Annotated in this window: 24 protein-coding genes and 1 riboswitch; of the genes, 14 read left to right on the forward strand and 10 right to left on the reverse strand. The window is 66.0% G+C overall.

Going from position 1 to position 20,852, the window contains the following annotated elements:
* The first annotated feature begins 120 nt into the window (after positions 1 to 120).
* Positions 121 to 259, forward strand: a riboswitch (FMN riboswitch).
* Positions 260 to 328: 69 nt separating this feature from the next.
* Together J2X53_RS12490 and J2X53_RS12495 are read left to right on the forward strand one after the other, a co-directional pair.
* Positions 329 to 820 carry a 6,7-dimethyl-8-ribityllumazine synthase gene (locus tag J2X53_RS12490; protein ID WP_349037811.1) on the forward strand — a complete coding sequence of 164 codons (492 nt, stop codon included), beginning with the start codon at positions 329 to 331 and terminating at the stop codon, positions 818 to 820.
* A 91-nt stretch (positions 821 to 911) separates the two neighbouring features.
* Positions 912 to 1,268, forward strand: a complete 357-nt coding sequence (locus J2X53_RS12495) for a DUF393 domain-containing protein (protein ID WP_349037812.1) — start codon at positions 912 to 914, stop codon at positions 1,266 to 1,268.
* Positions 1,269 to 1,277: 9 nt separating this feature from the next.
* On the opposite strand, the gene J2X53_RS12500 is transcribed toward J2X53_RS12495, so the two are convergent.
* The 3 genes from J2X53_RS12500 to J2X53_RS12510 form a co-directional block, all read right to left on the reverse strand.
* Positions 1,278 to 1,643: a YigZ family protein gene (locus J2X53_RS12500; RefSeq protein ID WP_349037813.1), complete on the reverse strand. Its 366-nt coding sequence runs from the start codon at positions 1,641 to 1,643 to the stop codon at positions 1,278 to 1,280.
* A 48-nt stretch (positions 1,644 to 1,691) separates the two neighbouring features.
* Positions 1,692 to 1,949 carry a DUF6455 family protein gene (locus J2X53_RS12505; RefSeq protein ID WP_349037814.1) on the reverse strand — a complete coding sequence of 86 codons (258 nt, stop codon included), beginning with the start codon at positions 1,947 to 1,949 and terminating at the stop codon, positions 1,692 to 1,694.
* Positions 1,950 to 2,035: 86 nt separating this feature from the next.
* On the reverse strand, positions 2,036 to 2,662 hold the full coding sequence (locus tag J2X53_RS12510; protein ID WP_349037863.1) for a M48 family metallopeptidase: 627 nt from the start codon (positions 2,660 to 2,662) through the stop codon (positions 2,036 to 2,038).
* A gap of 243 nt (positions 2,663 to 2,905) precedes the next feature.
* Here J2X53_RS12510 and J2X53_RS12515 point away from each other — a divergent pair, with 243 nt between their 5' ends.
* Positions 2,906 to 3,148, forward strand: a complete 243-nt coding sequence (locus tag J2X53_RS12515) for a hypothetical protein (protein ID WP_349037815.1) — start codon at positions 2,906 to 2,908, stop codon at positions 3,146 to 3,148.
* 4 nt (positions 3,149 to 3,152) lie between these two features.
* Here the strand turns inward: J2X53_RS12515 and J2X53_RS12520 are convergent, their stop codons facing one another.
* Positions 3,153 to 3,590 (reverse strand): DMT family transporter, encoded by a 438-nt coding sequence (locus tag J2X53_RS12520; protein WP_349037816.1) that lies wholly within the window; start codon positions 3,588 to 3,590, stop codon positions 3,153 to 3,155.
* 24 nt (positions 3,591 to 3,614) lie between these two features.
* Positions 3,615 to 3,869 (reverse strand): DUF167 domain-containing protein, encoded by a 255-nt coding sequence (locus J2X53_RS12525; protein WP_349037817.1) that lies wholly within the window; start codon positions 3,867 to 3,869, stop codon positions 3,615 to 3,617.
* 120 nt (positions 3,870 to 3,989) lie between these two features.
* On the opposite strand from J2X53_RS12525, the gene J2X53_RS12530 reads away from it, so the two are divergent.
* The 3 genes from J2X53_RS12530 (at position 3,990) to blaOXA (ending at position 6,183) form a co-directional block, all read left to right on the forward strand.
* On the forward strand, positions 3,990 to 4,562 hold the full coding sequence (locus J2X53_RS12530) for a nitroreductase (RefSeq protein WP_349037818.1): 573 nt from the start codon (positions 3,990 to 3,992) through the stop codon (positions 4,560 to 4,562).
* Between the two features lie 4 nt (positions 4,563 to 4,566).
* The gene (locus tag J2X53_RS12535; RefSeq protein WP_349037864.1) at positions 4,567 to 5,256 is read left to right on the forward strand and encodes an EI24 domain-containing protein; all 690 of its coding nucleotides are present in this window, start codon (positions 4,567 to 4,569) and stop codon (positions 5,254 to 5,256) included.
* Positions 5,257 to 5,379: 123 nt separating this feature from the next.
* A complete protein-coding gene (gene blaOXA, locus J2X53_RS12540; RefSeq protein WP_349037819.1) occupies positions 5,380 to 6,183 on the forward strand; it encodes a class D beta-lactamase in 804 nt (267 codons plus the stop codon).
* A gap of 28 nt (positions 6,184 to 6,211) precedes the next feature.
* Here blaOXA and J2X53_RS12545 read toward each other — a convergent pair whose 3' ends face one another.
* Positions 6,212 to 6,775: an Ada metal-binding domain-containing protein gene (locus J2X53_RS12545; RefSeq protein ID WP_349037820.1), complete on the reverse strand. Its 564-nt coding sequence runs from the start codon at positions 6,773 to 6,775 to the stop codon at positions 6,212 to 6,214.
* Between the two features lie 127 nt (positions 6,776 to 6,902).
* On the opposite strand from J2X53_RS12545, the gene J2X53_RS12550 reads away from it, so the two are divergent.
* Complete coding sequence (locus J2X53_RS12550; RefSeq protein WP_349037821.1) at positions 6,903 to 7,802, forward strand: DMT family transporter; 900 nt, start codon at positions 6,903 to 6,905, stop codon at positions 7,800 to 7,802.
* 68 nt (positions 7,803 to 7,870) lie between these two features.
* Here J2X53_RS12550 and J2X53_RS12555 read toward each other — a convergent pair whose 3' ends face one another.
* From J2X53_RS12555 to J2X53_RS12565, 3 genes are all read right to left on the reverse strand, one after another.
* Entirely contained in the window at positions 7,871 to 8,572 is a 702-nt protein-coding gene (locus tag J2X53_RS12555; RefSeq protein ID WP_349037822.1) for a sulfotransferase family 2 domain-containing protein, read from the reverse strand.
* Positions 8,573 to 8,767: 195 nt separating this feature from the next.
* On the reverse strand, positions 8,768 to 10,657 hold the full coding sequence (locus J2X53_RS12560) for an acyl-CoA synthetase (RefSeq protein WP_349037823.1): 1,890 nt from the start codon (positions 10,655 to 10,657) through the stop codon (positions 8,768 to 8,770).
* Positions 10,658 to 11,008: 351 nt separating this feature from the next.
* Positions 11,009 to 12,793 carry an ABC transporter transmembrane domain-containing protein gene (locus J2X53_RS12565; RefSeq protein WP_349037824.1) on the reverse strand — a complete coding sequence of 595 codons (1,785 nt, stop codon included), beginning with the start codon at positions 12,791 to 12,793 and terminating at the stop codon, positions 11,009 to 11,011.
* Positions 12,794 to 13,067: 274 nt separating this feature from the next.
* On the opposite strand from J2X53_RS12565, the gene J2X53_RS12570 reads away from it, so the two are divergent.
* The 7 genes from J2X53_RS12570 (at position 13,068) to J2X53_RS12600 (ending at position 19,662) form a co-directional block, all read left to right on the forward strand.
* Positions 13,068 to 13,892, forward strand: coding sequence for an alpha/beta hydrolase (locus tag J2X53_RS12570; RefSeq protein WP_349037825.1), 825 nt, complete (start codon positions 13,068 to 13,070; stop codon positions 13,890 to 13,892).
* Positions 13,889 to 14,845 (forward strand): threonine/serine dehydratase, encoded by a 957-nt coding sequence (locus J2X53_RS12575; protein WP_349037826.1) that lies wholly within the window; start codon positions 13,889 to 13,891, stop codon positions 14,843 to 14,845. The genes J2X53_RS12570 and J2X53_RS12575 overlap by 4 nt, the downstream gene beginning before the upstream one ends.
* A 12-nt stretch (positions 14,846 to 14,857) precedes the next feature.
* A complete protein-coding gene (pcaD, locus tag J2X53_RS12580; protein WP_349037865.1) occupies positions 14,858 to 15,634 on the forward strand; it encodes a 3-oxoadipate enol-lactonase in 777 nt (258 codons plus the stop codon).
* On the forward strand, positions 15,627 to 16,352 hold the full coding sequence (locus J2X53_RS12585) for an alpha/beta fold hydrolase (protein ID WP_349037827.1): 726 nt from the start codon (positions 15,627 to 15,629) through the stop codon (positions 16,350 to 16,352). Before pcaD ends, J2X53_RS12585 begins: the two co-directional genes overlap by 8 nt.
* An 8-nt stretch (positions 16,353 to 16,360) precedes the next feature.
* Entirely contained in the window at positions 16,361 to 17,584 is a 1,224-nt protein-coding gene (locus tag J2X53_RS12590; protein WP_349037828.1) for a TCR/Tet family MFS transporter, read from the forward strand.
* Positions 17,585 to 17,726: 142 nt separating this feature from the next.
* Positions 17,727 to 18,974 (forward strand): mandelate racemase/muconate lactonizing enzyme family protein, encoded by a 1,248-nt coding sequence (locus J2X53_RS12595; protein ID WP_349037829.1) that lies wholly within the window; start codon positions 17,727 to 17,729, stop codon positions 18,972 to 18,974.
* A 70-nt stretch (positions 18,975 to 19,044) separates the two neighbouring features.
* Positions 19,045 to 19,662, forward strand: a complete 618-nt coding sequence (locus J2X53_RS12600) for a TetR/AcrR family transcriptional regulator (RefSeq protein ID WP_349037830.1) — start codon at positions 19,045 to 19,047, stop codon at positions 19,660 to 19,662.
* Between the two features lie 22 nt (positions 19,663 to 19,684).
* On the opposite strand, the gene ugpC is transcribed toward J2X53_RS12600, so the two are convergent.
* Entirely contained in the window at positions 19,685 to 20,767 is a 1,083-nt protein-coding gene (gene ugpC / locus J2X53_RS12605; protein ID WP_349037831.1) for a sn-glycerol-3-phosphate ABC transporter ATP-binding protein UgpC, read from the reverse strand.
* Between the last annotated feature and the right edge of the window lie 85 nt (positions 20,768 to 20,852).

The raw sequence follows: 20,852 nt of genomic DNA on the forward strand, positions 1-20,852 counted from the left end.
AGGTCTTTGCCCGGCAATCGCCGGGCAGTCCCTGCTGCACAGTCGCTTGGGAACCGTCGCTTCTGAACAGTAACAGGGCGCATCCTGTCTTGCCCCCTGCCCGCAAAAGCCGTAGCACTTCCCTGTTCTCAGGGCGGGGTGCAATTCCCCACCGGCGGTATAGCCCGCGAGCGCTTCGTGTCCCGTTTGGGACACTTGGGTCAGCAGATCCGGTGTAATTCCGGGGCCGACGGTATAGTCCGGATGAAAGAGAATGGTTTTGCTCCGCTTTGGCGGGTCTTGCCGTTTGATGCTCTGGGACCTGACGCATCAACGCAAAGGTTCCAAAATGACCAACCCGACCCCCTATACCTCCCCGGCCCGCGTGGCCGTCATCCGCGCCCGCTGGCACAGCGAGATCGTGGACCGCGCGCATGACAGCTTTGTCGATGCGGCCAGGACCCAGCTGCCGCAGGCGCAGGTTGACACCTTCGATGTCCCCGGCGCGTTCGAGATGCCGCTTCTGGCGAAAAAGCTTGCCGAAACCGGGCGCTATGATGCGGTTGTGGCCATCGCCTTTGTGGTCGATGGCGGCATCTACCGCCACGACTTTGTAGCCAGTGCCGTGATCGACGGGCTGATGCAGGCGCAGATGACCACCGGCATTCCGGTGTTCTCGGTCTCGCTCACGCCGCACAACTATCAGCCCGCCGATGTGCTGACCGCATTCTTTGCCGATCATTTCGTGAAAAAAGGCGCCGAAGCGGTCGAGGCCGTGCGTCAGGTGCTGACGCTGACCGCGCAGCTGGAACCGGCACAGGCCGCGCGCAAAAGCGCCTGAGACCGATGCCGGGCGCGCATCAAACCGCGCCCGGCCCCTGCGCTGTGCTGTCACACTGGCCGGAACCGCACCGGGCGTTATCTTGACGCTGATGGAAAACCACACCCGCGTGCTTTACAACCAGACCTGCCCGATCTGCCGGGCCGAGATTTCGGCCTATCAGCGCCGCGCCCTGCGCGACGGGCTGCCGATCCGCTTTGACACGCTTGATCACGCGGCTGACTGGGGCCTGAGCGCCGAGGATGCCACGCGCCGGCTGCATGTCTGGCATGAGGGTCAGGTGCTGTCGGGTCTGGCGGCGTTTCGTGCGCTTTGGGCGCAGATGCCGCATCTGCGCTGGCTGGCGCGGCTGACCGGCGTGCCGGGCGTGCATTGGCTGGCGGATCAGATCTATGACCATATCCTTGCCCCGCTGCTCTACCGCGCCCACCGGCGCAGACAGGGCTAGGCTATCGCCTCAGCCAGTGTCCTTGCGCCATGCCTCCAGAAACGCCCGCACGCAGGTCACGACATGGGCGAACCGGTCGCCGCCCAGATGCACCCCGCCATACCAGCGGGTGACCACGACCACGCAATCGGTCAGCCCCTCGCGGTCGAGCATCTTCAGAATGACCGCCCCGGCCCCCGACTCGCCGTCGTCATTCCTGACCGGCCCTTCATCGCTCAGGATCGCGGCCCAGGAGTTATGCGTTGCCTTGGCAAACTTTTTCTCGCGCTTCAGGTCGCGCAAAAAGGCGTCGATCCCGGCACGTCCGGCAACCACGCCCCCCGTCACCGCATAACGCGAGCCCCGGTCGCTTACCACATTCTCCAGCCGGATCATTCATCCCCCTTTGCCGTTCCCGATACCTGCCGGGCACGGCGCCAAAGGTCAATGCCGCAGCGACAGCACCTCAAGCGCGGATTTGTTGGGGCAGAACACCGGCGGGCACCGACCACCTGCCGCCGAGGCCAGCCAGGCCGTGCAGGCGGTCTTTTGGGAACAGGCCTCGCAGCGGTCCACCAGATGGCCCAGTTCCTTGCGGCTCAGCCAGCCCTCGACCACCGCTGCGGCCAGATTGACCCCCAGCACCCGCGCCATGCCACGCGTCAGCCCCCAGGCAAGCGGGGTTTCCGAATATCCGATCATCGCCACACCTTTTGTTTGCACGTAGCGTCCAGAGTGCGCCCCACCCGCCCGCGCCGCCTTGACCCAGATCAAGTGCTGCTGCCGGATCAGCGCAGCCCGGCCACCACCCGGCGCACAATCTCTTGCCGTTGGGCATTTGGTGGGTGGCTGCCCAGAAACTGATCGCCCGGATCGGGCAACCGGCCAAAGAACGCCGCGCCGCGCAGCGGATCGAACCCGGCGCGAAAGGCAATCTCGGCCCCCAGCGCATCGGCCTCCAGCTCGAAATCGCGGGCATAGGTGCGCGCGCCCATCGTGGCCCCCATCTGCTGCGCTGCCCGCACCGCCTCGGGCGTCGCCCCCGAGGCCTGCGCCAGCACGCCAGCCAGCACCGCCCCGGTGGTCGCGGTGCGCTGCACCTGCGGGATGTGGCCGGCAATGTGATGCGCCGTCTCGTGCCCGACGACAAAGGCGATCTCATCGACGTTGCGCGCATCCGCGATCAGCGCCAGCGTGAACCCGACAATCGGGCGGCCCGCGCGGTCCAGCGTCTGAAACGCATTGGGCGGCTGGCCCGGCCGGTCATCGACCACGATCTGGAAATCGCAATTGCTGCCCGGATTGCGCTCGCGGCACATCGCCTCGGCCACCGGCTCCACCCGCGACACCACGGCCACAAAATTGCGCGCCGCCTGTTCTGCGGTCAACGGGCCATCGGGCAAGGGCGGCATCATCACCGCAATGGCGGGACCAGCGGCCGGAGTGCCTACCGGCTGACAGGCAGCCAGCATCACCGCCGCCACCACTGCCCACGCTGATCGTCCAAAGCCCATCTGCCGCCTCATTTTTATGGATTTTCCACACAGAATAGCAGGTGCCCCGGCAGACAAAAGACCCCGCAGGACGGCTCACGCCAAGTTGCGCACACTCTGGAATCGGCATTGCACTCTGGCCTGCCACGCGGCTAGTCTTGGGCCATGTTTACCATCGAACACGACTTTGACGCGACCGTGATCACCCTGATTGATGAGGGGTCCGAAGCGCTGGAAGAAGACGTCACCATCCTCGCGTTCGAGGAATGTGTGGTGCTGGAACAGGAAGACCCGATTTCCGGCGATGTGATCCGCATCAGCCTGTCGATGGGGCAGCTGGCCGATCTTGCGGCAGCGCTTGACCTGCCCGAAGGCAGCTACCGGCTGAAACGGCCGCCAACGCCCTGACGGCTCACAGCCGCGACAGCACCAGCCCGCCCGCGACCATCATCACCGCCAGAATGCGGGTCAGGCTGACCGGCTGCACCGGCACGCCAAAGGCACCCACCGCATCCAGCATCAGCGCGCCCGCCATCTGGCCCAGGATCAGCGCCGCCATCGCCGTCACCACCCCCAGCGTCGGCACGCCCCAGATCACCGACCAAACGTAATAGGCCCCCACCAATCCGCCGCCCCATTGCCACAGCGGCACCGCCCCCAGGCGGCCGAACGGGTTGCCGACAGTGGCAAAGCTCAGCACGATGAGGGCGACGAACCCCACCGCAAACGACACCGCCGCCGCCGGCAGCGCCGCCCCCAGCGTGCGCCCCAAAGCGCCGTTCAGCGGGGCCTGCACCGCAATGGCGACACCGCCCAGAAGAATGGCCAGAAGTGCGGGGATCTGCGACATGGGGCGAAGCCTTTCAGGGAGGGGTCAATCAAGCCGGAATGTCTTGTCGCGCGACGTGGCCCCGCGCACAAGGGTCAGCCGGGTTTTTGCCACGCCGAGCGCGCGCGCGAGCGCCTCGGCCACGGCGGCATTGGCGCGGCCCTCATCCGCCGGGGCGGTGACGCTGATGCGGAACAGGCCTGCGTCATGGGTCAGCCCCGGCTGGCGGGCGCGCGGTGTGGCGCGGACCCGGAACGCGGCCCCCGGCACCGCCAGATCTTCCCATTCGCCCTTGGCCATGCCCGCGCCCCTTTTGCGCCGGACTCTGGCGCAGCCCAAGGGTGGATGCAACCGCCTGCCCGCTCTGGAAATCCCCAGCCCTTCGGCATAGCTTGGCCGCGACCCTGACCGGAGTGTGTGATGCCTGACCCGAACCCTGCCGTGCTCGACTATCTGGCCACCCGCCGCTCACCGGGGGCCAAGACCTTTGCAGCACCGGTGCCGGACCGCGATCAGCTGTTGCAGATCCTGTCTCTGGCAGCCCGCGTGCCGGATCATGGCAAGCTGGAACCCTGGCGGATGATCGTGCTGGACCGCGCGGCAATGGCCCGGCTGGCCGATCTGGCCGAGGCGCGGGCCCGCGCGCTGGACGGCGATGCCGAGAAGATCGAGAAAGGCCGGGGGCAGTTTGATCGCGGGCAGCTGGCGGTGGTGGTGATCTCGTCGCCCAAACCGGCGGAAAAGGTGCCGGTGGCCGAACAGCTGCTGTCGGCGGGGGCCTTGTGCATGAATCTGGTCCATGCCGCCACCGCGGCGGGTTGGGGCGCGTGCTGGCTGTCGGGCTGGCCGTCGCATGACGCCATCTTTCGCGCGCAGGCCTTTGGCTGCGCCGAGGGCGAGACGGTGGCGGGGATCATCCACATCGCCACCCCTGCCCCGATGGCGCCGGACCGCCCGCGCCCGGATCTGTCAAAGCTTGTAAGCTGGGCCTGAGATGATTCTGGGTGATTTTCTGAAGGCTGTGTTGCAGCTGGGGGACCGCAGGTTCCGGCGGGTGATGGTGGTGGGGGTGCTGCTGTCGCTGGCCCTGCTGGTGGCGGTCTATGCGGGCTTTCTGGCGGTGATCCAGACCTTTGTGCCCGATGCGATCGACATCCCCTTTGTCGGCCCCGTAGGGGGCCTCGATACGCTGCTGTCCTGGGGCTCGGCCCTGTTGATGATCGGGCTGTCGGTGTTTCTGATGATGCCGGTGGCCTCGGCCTTTACCGGGCTGTTTCTGGAGGATGTGGCGCAGGCGGTCGAAGACCGGCATTACCCGTCCCTGCCGCCGGTGCCGCGCATGAGCTGGGGCGATGCGCTGGTGGATGCGGCGAATTTCGCAGCCCTGCTGATCGCGGTCAACGCGCTGGCGCTGATCCTTTATGCCTTTGCCGGGCCGTTCATTCCGGTGGTGTTCTGGGCGGTCAACGGCCTGCTCTTGGGGCGGGAGTACTTTACGCTGGTGGCGATGCGGCGGCTGGGGCGGGTCGGGGCCAAGGCGCTGCGCAAGCGGCACTGGGGCAAGGTCTGGCTGGCCGGAACCCTGATGGCCGCGCCTTTGTCGGTGCCGCTGGTGAACCTGCTGATCCCGGTGCTGGGGGTGGCGACCTTCACCCATCTGTTTCACCGGCTGAACCGGTCGGAGTAAAAGTGCCGCCAGAGAAAGTGCCCGCTGTGTTACACCAATTGAAACCGTATAAAATCAACCCATTAGCTTCTGAACATAAGACAATCTTAAGACTTTCACCGAAAATCCGGCACACACAAAGGCATGCCCATGCATAGGTTTTTGCTCGGTCTGACCCTGCTGGCCCATTGGGCCGCCCCGGTTCAGGCCAATACGGTGTGCACCCTGCTGATGGATGCGCAGACGGCAACCGTGCTGCATGAGACGGGGGATTGTGCGTCGCGGGTCACCCCGGCCTCAACCTTCAAGCTGCCGCTGGCGGTGATGGCGTATGACGCGGGCATTCTGACCACGGCACAGGCGCCGGTGATGGCGTTCCGGCCCGGCGACCCGGATTGGGGTGGGGAAAGCTGGACCAGAGACACTGGCCCCGCCGATTGGATGCGGCATTCGGTGGTGTGGTATTCGCAACGGATCACGCAGGCGATGGGGGCCGAGGCGCTGACGCGCTATGCGCAGGGTTTCGGCTATGGCAACAGCGATTTTTCCGGCGATGCCGGGTTTGACAACGGGCTGGAGCGGGCCTGGATCGCCTCATCCCTGCAGATCTCGCCGCGCGAGCAGGCGGCGTTTCTGCGCGCTCTGGTTCAGGATGCGCTGCCGGTCGCCCCTGCTGCGATGGCGCAGGCGCGGTCAATTGTCGAGACAAGGCAGGTCGGAGACTGGGTCATGCACGGCAAGACCGGCAGCGCCTATCCCCGGCGGGCGGACCGCAGCTTCGATTATGCACGCGGCTGGGGCTGGTATGTCGGCTGGGCGCAGCGGGGCAATACCACGCTGATCTTTGTGCGGCTGCGGCAGGCAATCGAACGCAGCGCGACATCGGGCGGCGTGCTGGCCCGCGACGCGTTGCTGGCAGACTGGCCCGCGCTGGTAGCAGGTGACTGAGCCTGAGCCGGATCGCGGGGGGGTCCGGCTAGACGCCTTTTTGCCGCCGCAGGCTGGAGGGGTTGCGGCCGTAGAGTTTGAGAAAGGCGGCGTTGAAGCTGCGGATGCTGCCGAACCCGGCCTGAAAGGCGATGTCGCTCAGCGGCAACGAGGTTTCATCCAGCAGGCGCTTGGCGCGGGCCGTGCGCAGCGTCTGGGCAGTCTGGACCGGCGAGGCCCCGACATGGCGCTCGAACAGCCGGGCAAGGTGGCGGCTGCCGATGCCAAGGCGGGCCGCCAGGGCATCGACCGTGCCCCGGTCAAGAGCCCCCTCACCGATCATCTTGAGCGCGCGTTCCACCGTGGTTCTGGTGCCCTGCCATGCCGGACAGAACGGCGCGGTTTCCGGGCGACAGCGCAGGCAGGGCCGATAGCCCGCGCGCTCGGCGGCGGCGGCGGTCGGGTAGTAGCTGACATTGCGGGTCAGTGGATGCTTTACCGGGCAGACCGGGCGGCAGTAGATGCCGGTGGTGCGGACCGCCGTGAAGAACAGGCCGTCAAAAGACGGGTCGCGTCGGAGCCTCGCGTCGTTGCAGGTGTCGAAATCAAGCATGGGGCAAGTCTAATCCCGCCGCGCCGCCTTGGCGAGGCCGTGCCGGGGATGAGGTCCGGAATCTGCCAGACAACGGGCGGGCCAGACGGTACTGCAGGGTCAGGGCTGCAAGAATGGATTTTTGCCGATGCGGATGAGCACGCGGGACTGGGGGCTGTTGCTGGTGCTGTCCTTTCTGTGGGGCGGGGCGTTTTTCTTTGCCGCCGTGGCGGTGAAAGAGCTGCCACCGCTGACCGTGGTGCTGGCGCGCTGTGGCCTTGCCGCAATGGCGCTGGCGGTGGTGCTGCGCCTTGGCGGCGAGCGTTGGCCGTTCCGGGGGGCGGCGATTGCGCCGTTTCTGATCATGGGACTTTTGAACAATCTTGTGCCGTTCAGCCTGCTGTTCTGGGCGCAGATCATGATACCCAGCGGTCTGGCGTCGATTTTGAATGCGACCACGCCGGTCTTTGCCATCGTTGCCGCGCATTTTCTGTTGCTGGATGAGAAGATGGCGCTGAACAGGGCGGCCGGGATCGGCTTTGGTTTTCTGGGGGTCGTGGTGCTGCTGGGGGCTGGGCAGGTCGATGGCAAGGGCTTTGCGCTGGTGGGCATGCTGGCCTGTCTGGGGGCGGCGCTGTCTTATGGGCTGGCCGGAACCTATGGCCGCCGGTTCCGGTCGATGGGCGTGTCACCGGCGCAGGTGGCACTTGGCCAGCTGGTGGCGACGACGCTGATGATGATCCCGCTGGCGGCGGTGGTGGACCGGCCCTGGACTCTGGCCGTGCCCGGCGGCGCGGTGGTGCTGGCGGTGCTGGCGCTGGCCTTTGCCTCGACCGCGCTGGCCTATGTGATCTTTTTCCGTCTGCTGGCCTCGGCGGGCGCGGTCAACACGGCACTTGTCACCCTGCTTATTCCGGCCAGCGCGATTCTGCTGGGCGTGCTGTTTCTGGGCGAGACGCTTGCCGCGCGTCACTATGCCGGGCTGGCGCTGATCTGCGCCGGCCTTCTGGCCATCGACGGCCGGGTTCTGGAGCGATGGCGGCGCTAGCGGCTTGTGGCGGGCCTTGCGCTGCGGCAGCTGCGGCCTGGGTCTTTTTCGCGCCGGACCGTGGCCGGTTAAGCCCGGAGCGCGCTTTGCGAGGATGTACCCGCCGTCACAATCGTCTCGCGCGTGCGATCGTAAGCCTCCCGGCAGCGGGCCAGAAGCTCCAGATCGGTGGCGTGCCGGTCCAGAAGTTCAGACAATTGCGCCTCGGAAAAGCTGTCGCGGTTGATCGAGAATTCTTTCTTTTGCGGGGTGGTATTGGTGATCTTGATGCGCTCGGTGGTCGGCGGCACGCGATCTGAAAAATAGGCGGAAAAATAGTCCACCGAGTGTTCCAGAGGCACGCAAGTGACCCGGTCGATGATGTCCGGCACGCCGTCAAACAGCTTGCCAAGCCCCAGAAAGCCTGCCTGCTGGTTCTGCGCCTGTGACATGACGAACTGAACACCTGTCGTCTGTTTCGCCTTGGCGTGCAGCCGGTGGCTGGGATAGACCCGGATGAAATTCCACAGGCTGATCAACCTGTCGATGGGGTCACGGATCACGCTGTGAAGCACAGGGTTAAGGGCCAGTGCATCAGGATGCTGGATCATGTGCCGCACTTGCAGGTGGCCGATAACGGCGTCGTACTGGTTCAGATCAGGCAGCGTCGGAAACACCGAAGTGTCAATATCACCATTGGCCTGCACCAGCAGAACACGCTCAAAGGCCTGATAATACAGTTGCCGAATGGTTGACCCGCCACATTTTGGGATGTGCAGAAAAATGTGCATGCGCGCTCTCACTCTGTTCCGACACACTCAATATCGTCTGTGACAAGACCGATATGTCGCCTGATCCGGCGCACGGGTCAAGCAACTATCGCCTGACGGGCCAGATGCGGGCCGAAGGCGTGTCTGGTGGCGGATCGCTGCAAAACGCAGGATCCTGCAGGCGCGCCCGTGCAGAGCGCGCCCGTGGCGCTGCAATCAGGCCGCCCACTCCCAGGGGTTGGTGAAGCGGCCGAGGGTTTCGATGACCTTTGCGTCATCGACCTCGCCGGTTTTGGCGAGCCTGGCGACCAGTCCGCGTTTCTTGTCTTCGGTCACCAGCGCGACCGTTGCGGGGATGCCGGCCTTTTCCAGTGCGGCATTGTAGACGCGGGTGATCGCCATGCGGCGCAGGTCGGGTTTGAAGACCTTGCCCACGGCGGTTTTCGGCACCTCGGGCAGGATCTCGATATGCTTGGGCTGGGCCGCGCGTTCGTGGATGTGCTTGGCGGCATAGTCCATCAGGTCGGCCACGGTGGCGGTGGAGCCCTTCACCAACTCGACGTAAGCGGCGGGCAGCTCGCCCGAATGGGCATCGGGCTGGCCGATGGCACCGACCACGGCGACGGCCTCATGGCCCATCAGCGCCTCTTCGATGAGGGCGGGGTCGATGTTGTGGCCGCCCCGGATGATCAGATCCTTGGCGCGGCCGGTGATGAACAGATAGCCATCGGCGTCGATCCGGCCCAGATCGCCGGTGCGCAGGAAGCGGCCCTCGGCGAACAGGTCCTTGTTCTTGTCTTCCTCGGTGTAGGTCGAGCCTTCGAACACGCCGGGGTTGGCGACGCAGATCTCCCCCACCTCATCCACGCCGCATTCGTGGAAGCCCTCGGGCGTGCCGGTCAGGATGCGGACATGGCTGTAGGGGAACGGCATGCCCACCGAGCCGATTTTCTTGACGCCACCCGGCGGATTGATCGACACAAGGCAGGTGCATTCGGTCAGCCCGTAGCCTTCGACGATGTCGATGCCGGTTTCCTTTTTGAACCGGTTATACAGCTCGATCGGCAGCGGCGAAGAGCCGGAAAACGCGCTGCGCAAGGACGAGATGTCGGCATCCACCGGGCGCTGCATCAGCGCCGAAAGCGCGGTGGGGACCGTGATCATGTAGGTGGCCTTGTAGCGCGCGATCAGCTTCCAGAAGTTGTCGAACACGCCGTCGCCGCGATAGCCTGCAGGGGTGGGGAACACCACATGCGCGCCCGAGGCGATCATGCTCATCAGGATCGGATAGGCGGCAAAGACGTGGAACAGCGGCAACGGGCACATCACCACATCATCAGGCTTGAACAACAGCTGCGATCCCAGCCAGCCGTTGTAGATCATGCCCGACACCTTGTGCTGCGCCACCTTTGGCATGCCGGTGGTGCCGCCGGTGTGGAAATAGGCCGCCACCCGGTCGCGCGGCTCGTCGGCAAAGGACAGCCGGTCTGAAGGCTGGCGGGCAAGTTCGGCGGTGAAGGATTTGACATTGGCGGTGTGGTGGACCGGGTTTTTCGGCCGGATCAGCGGCACGATATATTTCTTGACCCCCGACAGGTAGCGGACCAGATCCACCTCCAGCACGGCTTTCACCGAAGGCGCATGGCGCACCGCCTGCGCCACCTTTTGCGCAAGGTCGGTCTTCGGGAAGGGTTTGAGCGTGACCACGACCTTGGCCTTGGTCTCGCGCAGGATGGCGCTGATCTGCTCGGGTTCCAGCAGCGGGTTGATCGGGTTGACGATGCCCGCCACCGCGCCGCCGATCAGCGTGACTACGGTTTCGAGCGCGTTGGGCAAGACATAGGCGACCACATCTTTTTCGCCGACGCCAAGACTGCGGAACAGGTTGGCAGCCTGGGTGGTCTGGGCGTGAAGCTCGGCCCAGGTCAGGGTGTCGCGTTTGGTCTCGGCCCCCGACAGCAGCTGATAGCTGACCGCGGGCCGCGCGCCATGGGCGGCTTTGGCGGCAGAGAGGAATTCATACATTGTGCGCGCCACCGGGCGGTCGGCCCATGGCATTTCAGCCTCTGTCGCTGCGATATCCTCGCGCGTGACGAATTTAACCATTTTATCCTCCCCAGTCGTCCCCTGCGGCCCCGTTGATGGGGGGCCTGTTATCCCTGCGTTACACAATGTGGGCAAACGCGGCGTTTGCCAAGCGGCGGGCGCGCGCGACAACGCAACGTCAGAGCCGGGCACGCACGGTCCAAAAGGTGCCCCCGTGGCCGTCTGCGCCTACTGGCGGGTGCAAAACCATGGGCAATGACGGTGAGGCGGTCGCCGCGGGGAAAAACGGGTGGCTTTTCCCCCCTTCACAAAGGGCAGATGCCTCCGGCGGAAGTATTTGACAAAGGTGCAAAACCTGCACGCGCTGGATTTGCACCTTTTCCAAATACTCAAAAAGCCACAGTCGGGCCGCTAGCTGGCCGTGCCATCGGTGAACTGCAGCCGGGCCAGGCGGGCGTAAAGGCCGCCTTCGGCCACCAGATCATCATGCTTGCCCTGCGCCACGATGCGGCCCTGATCGAACACCACGATGCGGTCCGCGCGTTTGACAGTGGCGAGGCGGTGGGCAACGACGAGCGTGGTGCGGCCCTGTGCCAGGGTTTCCACAGCGGATTGCACGAGGCGTTCGGATTCGGCGTCCAGCGCCGATGTCGCCTCGTCCAGCAGCAGCACGGGCGCGTCGCGCAGGATGGCGCGGGCGATGGCGATGCGCTGTTTCTGGCCGCCGGACAGCATGACGCCGCGCTCGCCCAGATAGGTGTCGTAGCCCTGCGGCAGCGCCTCGATGAACAGATGCGCGGCGGCGGCGCGGGCGGCGGCTTCGACCTGCGCGTCGGTGGCGTCAATGCGGCCGAAGCGGATGTTTTCGCGGGCAGAGCTGGCAAAGATCACCGGATCCTGCGGCACCAGCGACAGTGACTGACGGAAATCGGTGCGGTCCAGATCGCGCAGGTCGATGCCGTCGAGCAGCACCGCGCCCTGCTGCGGGTCGTAAAAGCGCAGCAAGAGTTGCAGGATCGTGGTCTTGCCCGCGCCCGAGGGGCCGACCAGCGCTACCGTCTCGCCGGGGCGGACGTGCAGGGTGATGCCATCGAGCGCCGAGGTGTCGGGCCGGGCGGGGTAGCGGAAGGTGACCGCATCGAACCGGATGTCGCCGCGCACGGGCTGCGGCAGCGCTTTTGGCTGGACCGGGTCTTTGACCGGGTCGGTGGCGTGCAACAGTTCCACCAGCCGTTCTGTGGCCCCGGCAGCGCGCTGCAGCTCGCCCCAGATTTCCGACAAGGCCCCCACCGATCCGGCGACCATGATGGCGTAAATGACAAACTGGATCAGCTCGCCCGGGGTCATCGCCCCGGCGCGCACATCGCGCGCGCCCATCCACAGCACGCCGACAATTCCGGTGAACACGAGGAAGATCACAAAGATCGTCAGCACGGCGCGGGTGCCGATGCGGGTCCGGGCCGAGGCAAAGCTCTTTTCGGTCACCTCGGCAAAGGCGCTGCGGGTCTGCGCCTCATGGGTAAAGGCCTGCACGGTCTGGACCGAGGACAGCGCCTCGGAGGCGGAGCCGGAGGAGCTGGCGATCCAGTCCTGATTTTCGCGCCCCAATGTGCGCAACCGGCGGCCCAGGATGATGATGGGAACCACGACCACCGGCACGATCAACAGCACAAGGCCGGCCAGTTTGGCCGAAGTCAGCAGCATCAGGACCAGCCCGCCCAGCAGGATCAGGCTGTTGCGCAGCGCGATCGAGACCGAAGAGCCGATCAGCGACAGGATCAGCGTGGTATCGGTGGTGATCCGGCTGAGCACTTCTCCGGTCATGATCCGCTCGAAGAACGCGGGCGACAGGCCGAGCACCCGGTCGAACAGCGCGCGGCGGATGTCGGCCACCACCCGCTCGCCCAGCCGGGTGACAAGGTAGTAGCGCATGCCGGAGCCAAAGGCGAACAGCCCGGCGATGATGATGGCGGCGCCGAAGTACTGGTCAAGGATGACGACATCAGCGCTGAAATTGTCGACCACCCGGCGCACGGCCAGGGGCAGGACAAGGCTGACGGCGGCGGTCAGGATCAGCGCGAGTAAAGCCAGCACCAGAAGCCGGCGATAGGGCATGAGGAAGGGCACGAGCCCGGCAAGGGCGCTGACCTGTTTTGATTTCGCGCGGTCCTCGGTCACTGTCGGTGTGCGTGCCATGCTGTCCTGCCTTGTTATGCTGCGGGTTTAGGCAACCCGCGCCACCGGGGCAAGCGCCGCAATTGCCGCGCCCCGGATTTGCCGGGATAGGATTTCGGGTGGCAACGCGGGTGGAGTCTGGGGGAGCGCTCCGCGCGGGAGTATTTTTGCCAAGATGAATGCAAGCCGTGTCCGCAGGGCAGAGTGGATCAGATATTGCGGGGGCGGCGTGCATCGGCTTTATCTGCGGGGGGAGTGGATGCGCCCTGCCCCGGACCGACCAAGGAGCCTGCCGATGACCGCGTTTTTCACAGCACAGGATGGGGCGCGTCTGGCGTACAGCGACCGGGGCGAAGGCTTGCCCGTGCTGTGCCTGCCCGGCCTGACCCGGACCATGGCGGATTTTGGCTACATGCTGCCGCATCTGCCACCCTGCCGGGTGATCCGGATGGATTACCGGGGGCGCGGGGAAAGTGCCTGGACCGGGGCGGAGAGCTACACCGTGCCGGTGGAGGCGCGCGACGGGCTGGACCTGCTGGACCATCTGGGGGTGGAGGCGGCGGCGGTGATCGGCACCTCTCGCGGGGGGCTGATCGGGATGATGCTGGCGGCGGTGGCGCGGCCGCGTCTGCTGGGGCTGTTGCTGAATGATGTCGGGCCAGAGATTCACAAGCCGGGGCTAAAGCGCATTTTCGACTATGTCGGGCGCAATCCGGCGGCAAAGACTCATGCAGAACTGGCAGCGGCCTTGCCGGGGGTGATGCCGGGGTTTGCGAATGTGCCTGCCAGCCGTTGGCTGGAGGAGGCGCAGTTGCATTACGTTGAGACACCGGAGGGGTTGCGCATCACCTATGACCCCGCCTTGCGCGCGGCGTTTCTGGCGGCGTTTGAGGGGCCCGCGGTGGATTTGTGGCCGTTGTTCGACGCCTGCGCCGGGCTGCCGCTGGCGCTGATCCGGGGGGCGAATTCCGACCTGTTGTCGGCGCAGACGGCGGCAGAGATGCGCCGCCGCCGCCCCGACATGATCTTTGCCGAAGTGCCGGACCGGGCGCATATTCCGTTTCTGGATGAGCCGGAGGCGGTGGCGGTGATCAGTGAGTTCCTGAGGGCCTGCGCATGAATTTTGCGATGATCGAGGCGGCGGCGGGGCGGCTGGCGGGGCATGCGCGCCTGACGCCGCTGTTGAACGCGCCGTTGCTGGATGCCGCCTTTGGCAAGCGGGTGTTTGTAAAGGCGGAATGTCTGCAGATCACAGGCTCGTTCAAGTTTCGCGGCGCGTGGTCGGCGGTCTCGGCTTTGCCTGCGGGCACGCGCGGCGTGCTGGCCTATTCGTCCGGCAACCACGGGCAAGGCGTGGCCCTGGCCGCCGCGCGCCATGGTATGACGGCGGTGGTGGTGATGCCTGCGGATGCGCCAGCGGTGAAGATCGCCAACACCAAGGCCTATGGGGCCGAGGTGGTGCTTTATGACCGCGCGACCGAGGACCGGGACGCTGTGGGGGCGGCGCTGTGCGAGACGCGCGGGCTGGTGCTGATCAAGCCGTTTGATGATGCGCAGGTGATCGCGGGGCAAGGCACGGTGGGGCTGGAGATCGCCGCACAGGCCCATGACGCGGGGGTGGAAGCGGCGGATGTGCTGGTCTGTTGCGGTGGCGGCGGGCTATCGGCGGGGATCGCCCTTGCGCTGGAGGCGCGCGCGCCCGGCCTGCGGCTGCGCACGGTGGAGCCGGTGGGGTTTGACGACATGGCCCGGTCGCTGCTGGCGGGGGAACGGTTGCGCAATGCACAGGCCAGCGGCTCGGTCTGTGACGCGATCCTGACGCCTGCGCCGGGGGAGCTGACATTCCCGGTGTTGCAGCGGCTGGCCGGGCCGGGGATTGCGGTGACGGATGCTCAGGCGTTGCAGGCGATGGCCCTCGCCTTCACCCATCTGCGCATTGTGCTGGAACCGGGGGGCGCGGTCGCTCTGGCGGCGGCACTGTTTGGCGACACCGAGGGTCCGGTGATCTGCGTCGCCAGTGGCGGCAATGCCGACCCGGCGGTGTTTCGTGACGCTCTGGCGCGGTTTGGCTGAGCCATGGCGCTGATGTTCTTCCCCGATCTGCGGCTGAATGTGGAACTCTCCGGGCCGGAGGGCGCGCCGCCGCTGGTGCTGCTGCATGCGCTGGGCACCAATCTGCGGCTGTGGGATGGCGTGGTGGCGCGGCTGCCCGGCCACCGCATCCTGCGCATGGATATGCGCGGGCATGGTTTGTCGGATGTGCCGCCCGGCCCCTATGCCATGGGCGCGCTGATCCATGATGTCGAGCGGGTGATGGCGCAGGCCGGGCTGCGCGAGGCGGTGGTGGTGGGCCTGTCGATCGGCGGCATGATCGCGCAGGGGCTGGCGGTCAAACGGCTGGATCTGGTGCGCGGGATGGTGCTGTCGAACAGTGCCGCGCGGATCGGGATCGCCGCGCAATGGCAGGACCGGATCGAGGCCGTGCGCGCGGGCGGGCTGGAGGCGATTGCCGACGCCACCATGGCGCGTTGGTTTGGCCGCAGCTGGCGAGACCTGCCCGCGTTGCCGCAGATGCGCGCCATGCTGCTGGCCACCCCGCCCGAGGGCTGGATGGGGGCTGCTGCGGCGATTGCGGGCACCGATTTCTACACACCGACCGCCGGGCTGACCCTGCCGACACTGGCGATTGCAGGCCTGCGCGACGGATCGACCCCGCCCGATCTGGTCAAGGAGACCGCCGATCTGATCCTCGGCAGCCGGTTCCAGCTGATCCGGGGGGCCGGGCATCTGCCGATGGTGGAGCAGCCGGATGCCTATACAGACGCGTTGCGCGACTTTCTGGAGAGTATCGGTCATGTCTGAGTTCCTGCTGATCCACGGCTCTTGCCACGGCGCGTGGTGCTGGCACCGGGTGATCCCGGCGCTGGAGGCGCTGGGCCACACCGCCCGCGCCATTGACCTGCCGGGACATGGCCGCGACCAGACCCCGGCAAGCGCGGTAACACTGGACAGCTATGCAAGTGCGATCTGCAGCGCGCTGAGTGGCCCGACGATTGTGGTCGGCCATTCGATGGCAGGCTACCCGATCACCGCCGCCGCCGAACGCGATCCGGCCCATATCGCCGCACTGGTCTATCTGTGCGCCTATGCGCCGGTGTCGGGCATGACGCTGGGTGACATGCGGCGGGCAGGCCCGCGCCAGCCCCTCGCGCCAGCGATCCGGGTCGACAAGGCGCAAGGCAGCTTCAGCTTTGACCCCGCGCAGGTTGATGCGCTGTTCTACCACGACTGCGACCGCGCGGCGCAGACCCTTGCCGCGCTGTGCCTGACGCCGCAGCCGATTGTGCCGCAGGAAACCGCGCTGACCCTGTCGCCGCGCAGCCAGTCCCTGCCCCGGCACTACACCCGTTGCACCGATGACCGCGCCATTCCGCCGGAGTATCAGCAGGTTATGGCGCAAAGCGTGCCAGCCGCACACCGCAGCACCCTGCCCGCCTCGCACTCACCGTTCTTCGCCTGCCCCGAGGCGCTGGCCCAGCGCCTGCATGCCATTGCCCAGACCATACAGGCCACCCAGTGACCCCAGCCGTGACCCCCACCCCCAAACTCGCGCTGACCTTCATCCTCACCACCGTGACGCTGGATGCGATCGGGATCGGGCTGATCTTTCCGGTGATGCCCGACCTGATCCGCACGGTCACGGGCGAGGATCTGGCGCATGCCGCCCTGTGGGGCGGGGTGCTGGCGACCTCGTTTGCGGTGATGCAGTTCCTGTTCGGCCCGGTCCTTGGTTCGCTGTCCGACCGCTTTGGCCGCCGCCCGGTGCTGCTGGTGTCACTGCTCGTCATGGGGCTCGACTATCTGGTGATGGCGGTGGCGCCCACGATCTGGCTCTTGCTGATCGCGCGGCTGGTGGCGGGCGTGACCGCCGCCACCTATTCCACCGCCACCGCCTTTATCGCCGACATCACCCCGCCCGATCAGCGCGGCGCACGCTTCGGCCTGATCGGCGCGGGCTTTGGCGTGGGCTTTGTGCTGGGCCCCCTGATCGGCGGGCTGCTGGCGGCGGTGGATATCCGCGCGCCGTTCTATGCGGCCGCGGCGCTGGCCTTTGCCAACATGATCTTTGGCTTCCTCATCCTGCCCGAAACCGTGACCGACGCCACCCGCCGCCCGTTCTCCTTGCGCCGCGCCAACCCGCTCGGCGCGCTGCGCGCGGTCAGCCGCCTGCCCGGCCTGCGCCTGACGCTTGCCTGTTTCCTGATCCTCGGCATTGCGATGAACGTCTATCCGGCGGTCTGGGCCTATTACGGGCAGGCCCGCTTTGGCTGGAGCACGCAGATGGTCGGCGTTTCACTCGCGGTCTATGGCATCAGCTATGCCTTGGGTCAGGCCCTGCTGGTCGGGCCGATGATCCGGCGCTGGGGCGAGCACAGGGCGGCGCACTATGGCATGTGGGTCGATGTGATCACCCTGACCGGGTTGGGCCTTGTCACCTCCCCCGTTATCGCCCTTGCCCTCACCCCGCTGACCGCGCTCGGTGGGGCGGTCACCCCGGCCTTGCAGGCCATCGCCAGCCGCGCCGCCCCAGCGGATGCCCAAGGCGAGGTGCAGGGCGTGCTGGCCAGCCTCAACGCCATTGCGATGATCACCTCACCGCTGATCATGACCGCCACCTTCAGCACCTTCACCGCGCCGGATGCCCCGGTCTATGCCCCCGGCGCGCCGTTCCTGCTGGCGGCGGCGATGATGCTGGCCTGCCTTGCGCTGCACGTGCTTGGTCCGCGCATCGGCCACAGACTTCCCGCCTGATCGCCCGTTTGCGGCAGATGATGTCGCAAAAGCCTTTGCCCTTCGCCAACCCCACGCCTACCCTTTATCTTGGCAAAAATATCCCACGGGGGGTCCGGGGGGTGTGAAACCCCCCGGCGCTTGCCGCAAAAGGACCGCTTCCATGAAACTCGCCGATCTTGAAATCTTTGTCGTGGCCCCGCCGTTTCCGGGCTGGGGCGGGCGCTACTGGATCTTTCCGAAACTGACCACTGCCTGCGGCATTGTGGGTTATGGCGAATGCTATGCCTCCACCGTCGGCCCCACCGCGATGATCGCGGTGATCGAGGATGTGTTCGCCCGCCATATGGCGGGGGAAAACCCCGAAAACATCGAGCTGATGTTCCGCCGCGCCTATTCGGCGGGGTTCACTCAGCGGCCTGACCCCACGGTAATGGGCGCGTTTTCGGGGCTGGAGATTGCGTGCTGGGATATTCTGGGCAAGGCCCGCAACCGCCCGGTCTGGGCGCTCTTGGGCGGCAAGATCAACGACCGCATCCGCAGCTACACCTATCTTTATCCCGAACCGGGCAATGAAGACCCCGGGTTCTGGGTGGACCCCGATGCGGCAGCCGGCGCTGCGGTGCGGTTCATGGAGATGGGGTTCACGGCGGTAAAGTTTGATCCCGCCGGCCCCTATACCATTCGCGGCGGGCATCAGCCGGCGCTGTCTGACATCTCGCGCTCGGTTGCGTTCTGCCGGGCGATCCGCGCGGCGGTCGGCGACCGGGTGGATCTGCTTTTTGGCACCCATGGCCAGTTCACCACCGCAGGCGCGATCCGGCTGGGGCGCGAGCTGGAGCCTTACAATCCGCTCTGGTATGAAGAGCCGATCCCGCCGGACAATCTGCTGGAATTTGCCGAAGTGGCGCGCGGCGTGCGAATCCCCCTTGCCACCGGCGAGCGGCTGACCACCAAGGCGGAGTTTGGCGCGCTCTTGCGCCATGGCGGGGTCAAGATCCTGCAACCGGCACTGGGGCGGGTGGGCGGCATCTGGGAGGCGAAGAAGATCAGCGCCATGGCCGAGGTTTATAACGCCGAGATGGCCCCGCATCTTTATGCAGGGCCAGTGGAATGGGCGGCGAATGTGCATCTGGCGGCCTCGATCCCCAACCTGTTGATGGCCGAGACCATCGAGACTGGCGGGGCGTTCCACCAAAAGCTGATCCGCAACACGATTGTCTGGGAAAACGGTTATATCCTGCCGCCCGAGGCCCCCGGTCTGGGAATCGACTTTGACGAAGACGTGGCGCGCGCCCATCCCTATACCGGCAGCGCCCTGCATCTGCAGATGCAGGAGGCGCCGTGTGATTACACCAATGGCAACCGGTTCGAGGGGGGCGCGCCGTCAAGCCTGCCGCACAAGACCTGATTTTTCAGAGACTTGATTTGCGCTTGCGGTGATCCATAGTTATTCATGAACAAAGTTCATGGAGTGGGACATGGCGAAAGCGCCAAGCAAGACCGACCTGCGGCGTGAGGATCTGCGCACCCGCCTGACCGATCAGGCCGAGCGGGTGATCGCGACGCAAGGGCTGGCGGCGCTGAAGGCGCGCGATCTGGCGTCGGATGTCGGCTGTTCGGTGGGGGCGATCTACAACGTCTTTGCCGATCTGAACCAGTTGGTAATGGCGGTCAATGGCCGCACCTTTCAGCGGCTGGGTGAGGCGGTGACCGCCTCCATCGCGGGGCGCGATCTGGCCCCGCGCGACTGTCTGATCACCATGTCACAGGCCTATCTGCAGTTTGCCGCCAGCAATACCAAGGTGTGGCGGGCGCTGTTTGATCTGGAAATGGCGGCGGATGCGCCGGTGCCCGACTGGTATCTGGCCAAACTGGGCGCGCTGTTTGCGCTGATCTCGGCACCCCTGCGGCGGATCTTTCCGGACTGGTCGCCGGGGCAGATCGACCTGATGACGCGGGCGCTGTTTTCATCGGTGCATGGCATCGTGCTCTTGGGGCTGGAAAAGCGCATCTCCGGCGTGCCGGTAGAGCGGATCGAGCAGATGATTGCGGTGGTCTTGGGCAATGTGACCGCCGGGGCGGCACCGGGGCCCTGACCGCCCCGGCGGCACATCAGCTTCAGGCGCTGTGCGGCTCTGACCCGATCCGGGTGCCCGTTGCCGCATCGAACAGGTGCAGTTTGCGGCGGTCAAAGCGCAGGGCCAGTTCCATGCCGCGCGCGACCGGAACCTCGGGCGACAGGCGCACCACGGCCATGGTGCCCGCGATCCGGCACGACACCATGGTGTCTGACCCCAGCGGCTCGAACACCTCAACCCTGGTCACCAGATCGGGCGTATCACCCCCGGCCAGCAAGATCGCCTCGGGCCGCGCGCCGAGTTTGACCTTGGTGCCCGCAGCGGCCTGCGCCGAGAGCGGCAGGCGGAAGCCATCGAGCTGGATGCCCGGCTGGCCATCGCCCGCAATCGTGCCCGCGAACATGTTCATCTGCGGCGAGCCGATGAATTCGGCCACGAACAGATTGGCCGGTTGCTCATACAGCGTCAGCGGCGGCCCCTCTTGCATGATGCGCCCGTCTTTCAGGATCACCACGCGGTCGGCCAGCGTAAGGGCTTCGACCTGATCATGTGTGACATAAACCGTGGTGCGGCCCAACAGCCCGTGCAGGCGCTTGATTTCGGTGCGCATTTCCACCCGCAGCTTGGCGTCGAGGTTGGACAGCGGCTCGTCGAACAAAAACGCCGACGGGCGGCGCACGATGGCGCGGCCCATGGCAACCCGCTGGCGCTGACCGCCCGACAGTTCGGCCGGGCGGCGTTGCAGCAGGGGTTCGATCTGCAGGATCTGCGCCGCCTCGGCCACGCGGGCGGCGATGTCGGCGGGGTCGGTCTTGCGCATCTTTAGGCCAAAGCCGATGTTCTGCTCGACCGTCATATGCGGGTACAGCGCGTAATCCTGAAACACCATCGCCACATCGCGGTCGCGCGGTTCGACCGCGTTCACCACCTTGTCGCCGATCGACAGCCGCCCGCCGCTGACATCTTCCAGCCCCGCGATCATGCGCAACAGCGTGGACTTGCCGCAGCCGGATGGCCCGACCAGCGCCACGAATTCGCCATCGCCAATGGCAAGGTCGATGCCGTGAATGGTCTGCACCGCGCCATAGCTTTTGGCGAGTTTCTCCAGCGTGATTGTGGCCATCGGTGCCCCCTTCCCTGTGACAAAAGGGCTTGCCAGCCCAAATTCCTCCTATTATCAATATTGATAATGATAACGCAGATCAAGT

Origin of the sequence: Pseudotabrizicola sp. 4114 (genome assembly GCF_031457365.1) — a bacterium.
Lineage (GTDB): Bacteria > Pseudomonadota > Alphaproteobacteria > Rhodobacterales > Rhodobacteraceae > Pseudotabrizicola.

Excerpts from the sequence above, each read along its gene's own strand:
- J2X53_RS12490 (WP_349037811.1), top strand. The coding sequence starts at position 329 with ATGACCAACCCGACCCCCTATACCTCCCCGGCCCGCGTGGCCGTCATC.
- J2X53_RS12495 (WP_349037812.1), top strand. The coding sequence starts at position 912 with ATGGAAAACCACACCCGCGTGCTTTACAACCAGACCTGCCCGATCTGC.
- J2X53_RS12500 (WP_349037813.1), bottom strand. The coding sequence starts at position 1,643 with ATGATCCGGCTGGAGAATGTGGTAAGCGACCGGGGCTCGCGTTATGCG.
- J2X53_RS12505 (WP_349037814.1), bottom strand. The coding sequence starts at position 1,949 with ATGATCGGATATTCGGAAACCCCGCTTGCCTGGGGGCTGACGCGTGGC.
- J2X53_RS12510 (WP_349037863.1), bottom strand. The coding sequence starts at position 2,662 with ATGATGCCGCCCTTGCCCGATGGCCCGTTGACCGCAGAACAGGCGGCG.
- J2X53_RS12515 (WP_349037815.1), top strand. The coding sequence starts at position 2,906 with ATGTTTACCATCGAACACGACTTTGACGCGACCGTGATCACCCTGATT.
- J2X53_RS12520 (WP_349037816.1), bottom strand. The coding sequence starts at position 3,590 with ATGTCGCAGATCCCCGCACTTCTGGCCATTCTTCTGGGCGGTGTCGCC.
- J2X53_RS12525 (WP_349037817.1), bottom strand. The coding sequence starts at position 3,869 with ATGGCCAAGGGCGAATGGGAAGATCTGGCGGTGCCGGGGGCCGCGTTC.
- J2X53_RS12530 (WP_349037818.1), top strand. The coding sequence starts at position 3,990 with ATGCCTGACCCGAACCCTGCCGTGCTCGACTATCTGGCCACCCGCCGC.
- blaOXA (WP_349037819.1), top strand. The coding sequence starts at position 5,380 with ATGCCCATGCATAGGTTTTTGCTCGGTCTGACCCTGCTGGCCCATTGG.
- J2X53_RS12545 (WP_349037820.1), bottom strand. The coding sequence starts at position 6,775 with ATGCTTGATTTCGACACCTGCAACGACGCGAGGCTCCGACGCGACCCG.
- J2X53_RS12550 (WP_349037821.1), top strand. The coding sequence starts at position 6,903 with ATGCGGATGAGCACGCGGGACTGGGGGCTGTTGCTGGTGCTGTCCTTT.
- J2X53_RS12555 (WP_349037822.1), bottom strand. The coding sequence starts at position 8,572 with ATGCACATTTTTCTGCACATCCCAAAATGTGGCGGGTCAACCATTCGG.
- J2X53_RS12560 (WP_349037823.1), bottom strand. The coding sequence starts at position 10,657 with ATGGTTAAATTCGTCACGCGCGAGGATATCGCAGCGACAGAGGCTGAA.
- J2X53_RS12565 (WP_349037824.1), bottom strand. The coding sequence starts at position 12,793 with ATGGCACGCACACCGACAGTGACCGAGGACCGCGCGAAATCAAAACAG.
- J2X53_RS12570 (WP_349037825.1), top strand. The coding sequence starts at position 13,068 with ATGACCGCGTTTTTCACAGCACAGGATGGGGCGCGTCTGGCGTACAGC.
- J2X53_RS12575 (WP_349037826.1), top strand. The coding sequence starts at position 13,889 with ATGAATTTTGCGATGATCGAGGCGGCGGCGGGGCGGCTGGCGGGGCAT.
- pcaD (WP_349037865.1), top strand. The coding sequence starts at position 14,858 with ATGTTCTTCCCCGATCTGCGGCTGAATGTGGAACTCTCCGGGCCGGAG.
- J2X53_RS12585 (WP_349037827.1), top strand. The coding sequence starts at position 15,627 with ATGTCTGAGTTCCTGCTGATCCACGGCTCTTGCCACGGCGCGTGGTGC.
- J2X53_RS12595 (WP_349037829.1), top strand. The coding sequence starts at position 17,727 with ATGAAACTCGCCGATCTTGAAATCTTTGTCGTGGCCCCGCCGTTTCCG.
- J2X53_RS12600 (WP_349037830.1), top strand. The coding sequence starts at position 19,045 with ATGGCGAAAGCGCCAAGCAAGACCGACCTGCGGCGTGAGGATCTGCGC.
- ugpC (WP_349037831.1), bottom strand. The coding sequence starts at position 20,767 with ATGGCCACAATCACGCTGGAGAAACTCGCCAAAAGCTATGGCGCGGTG.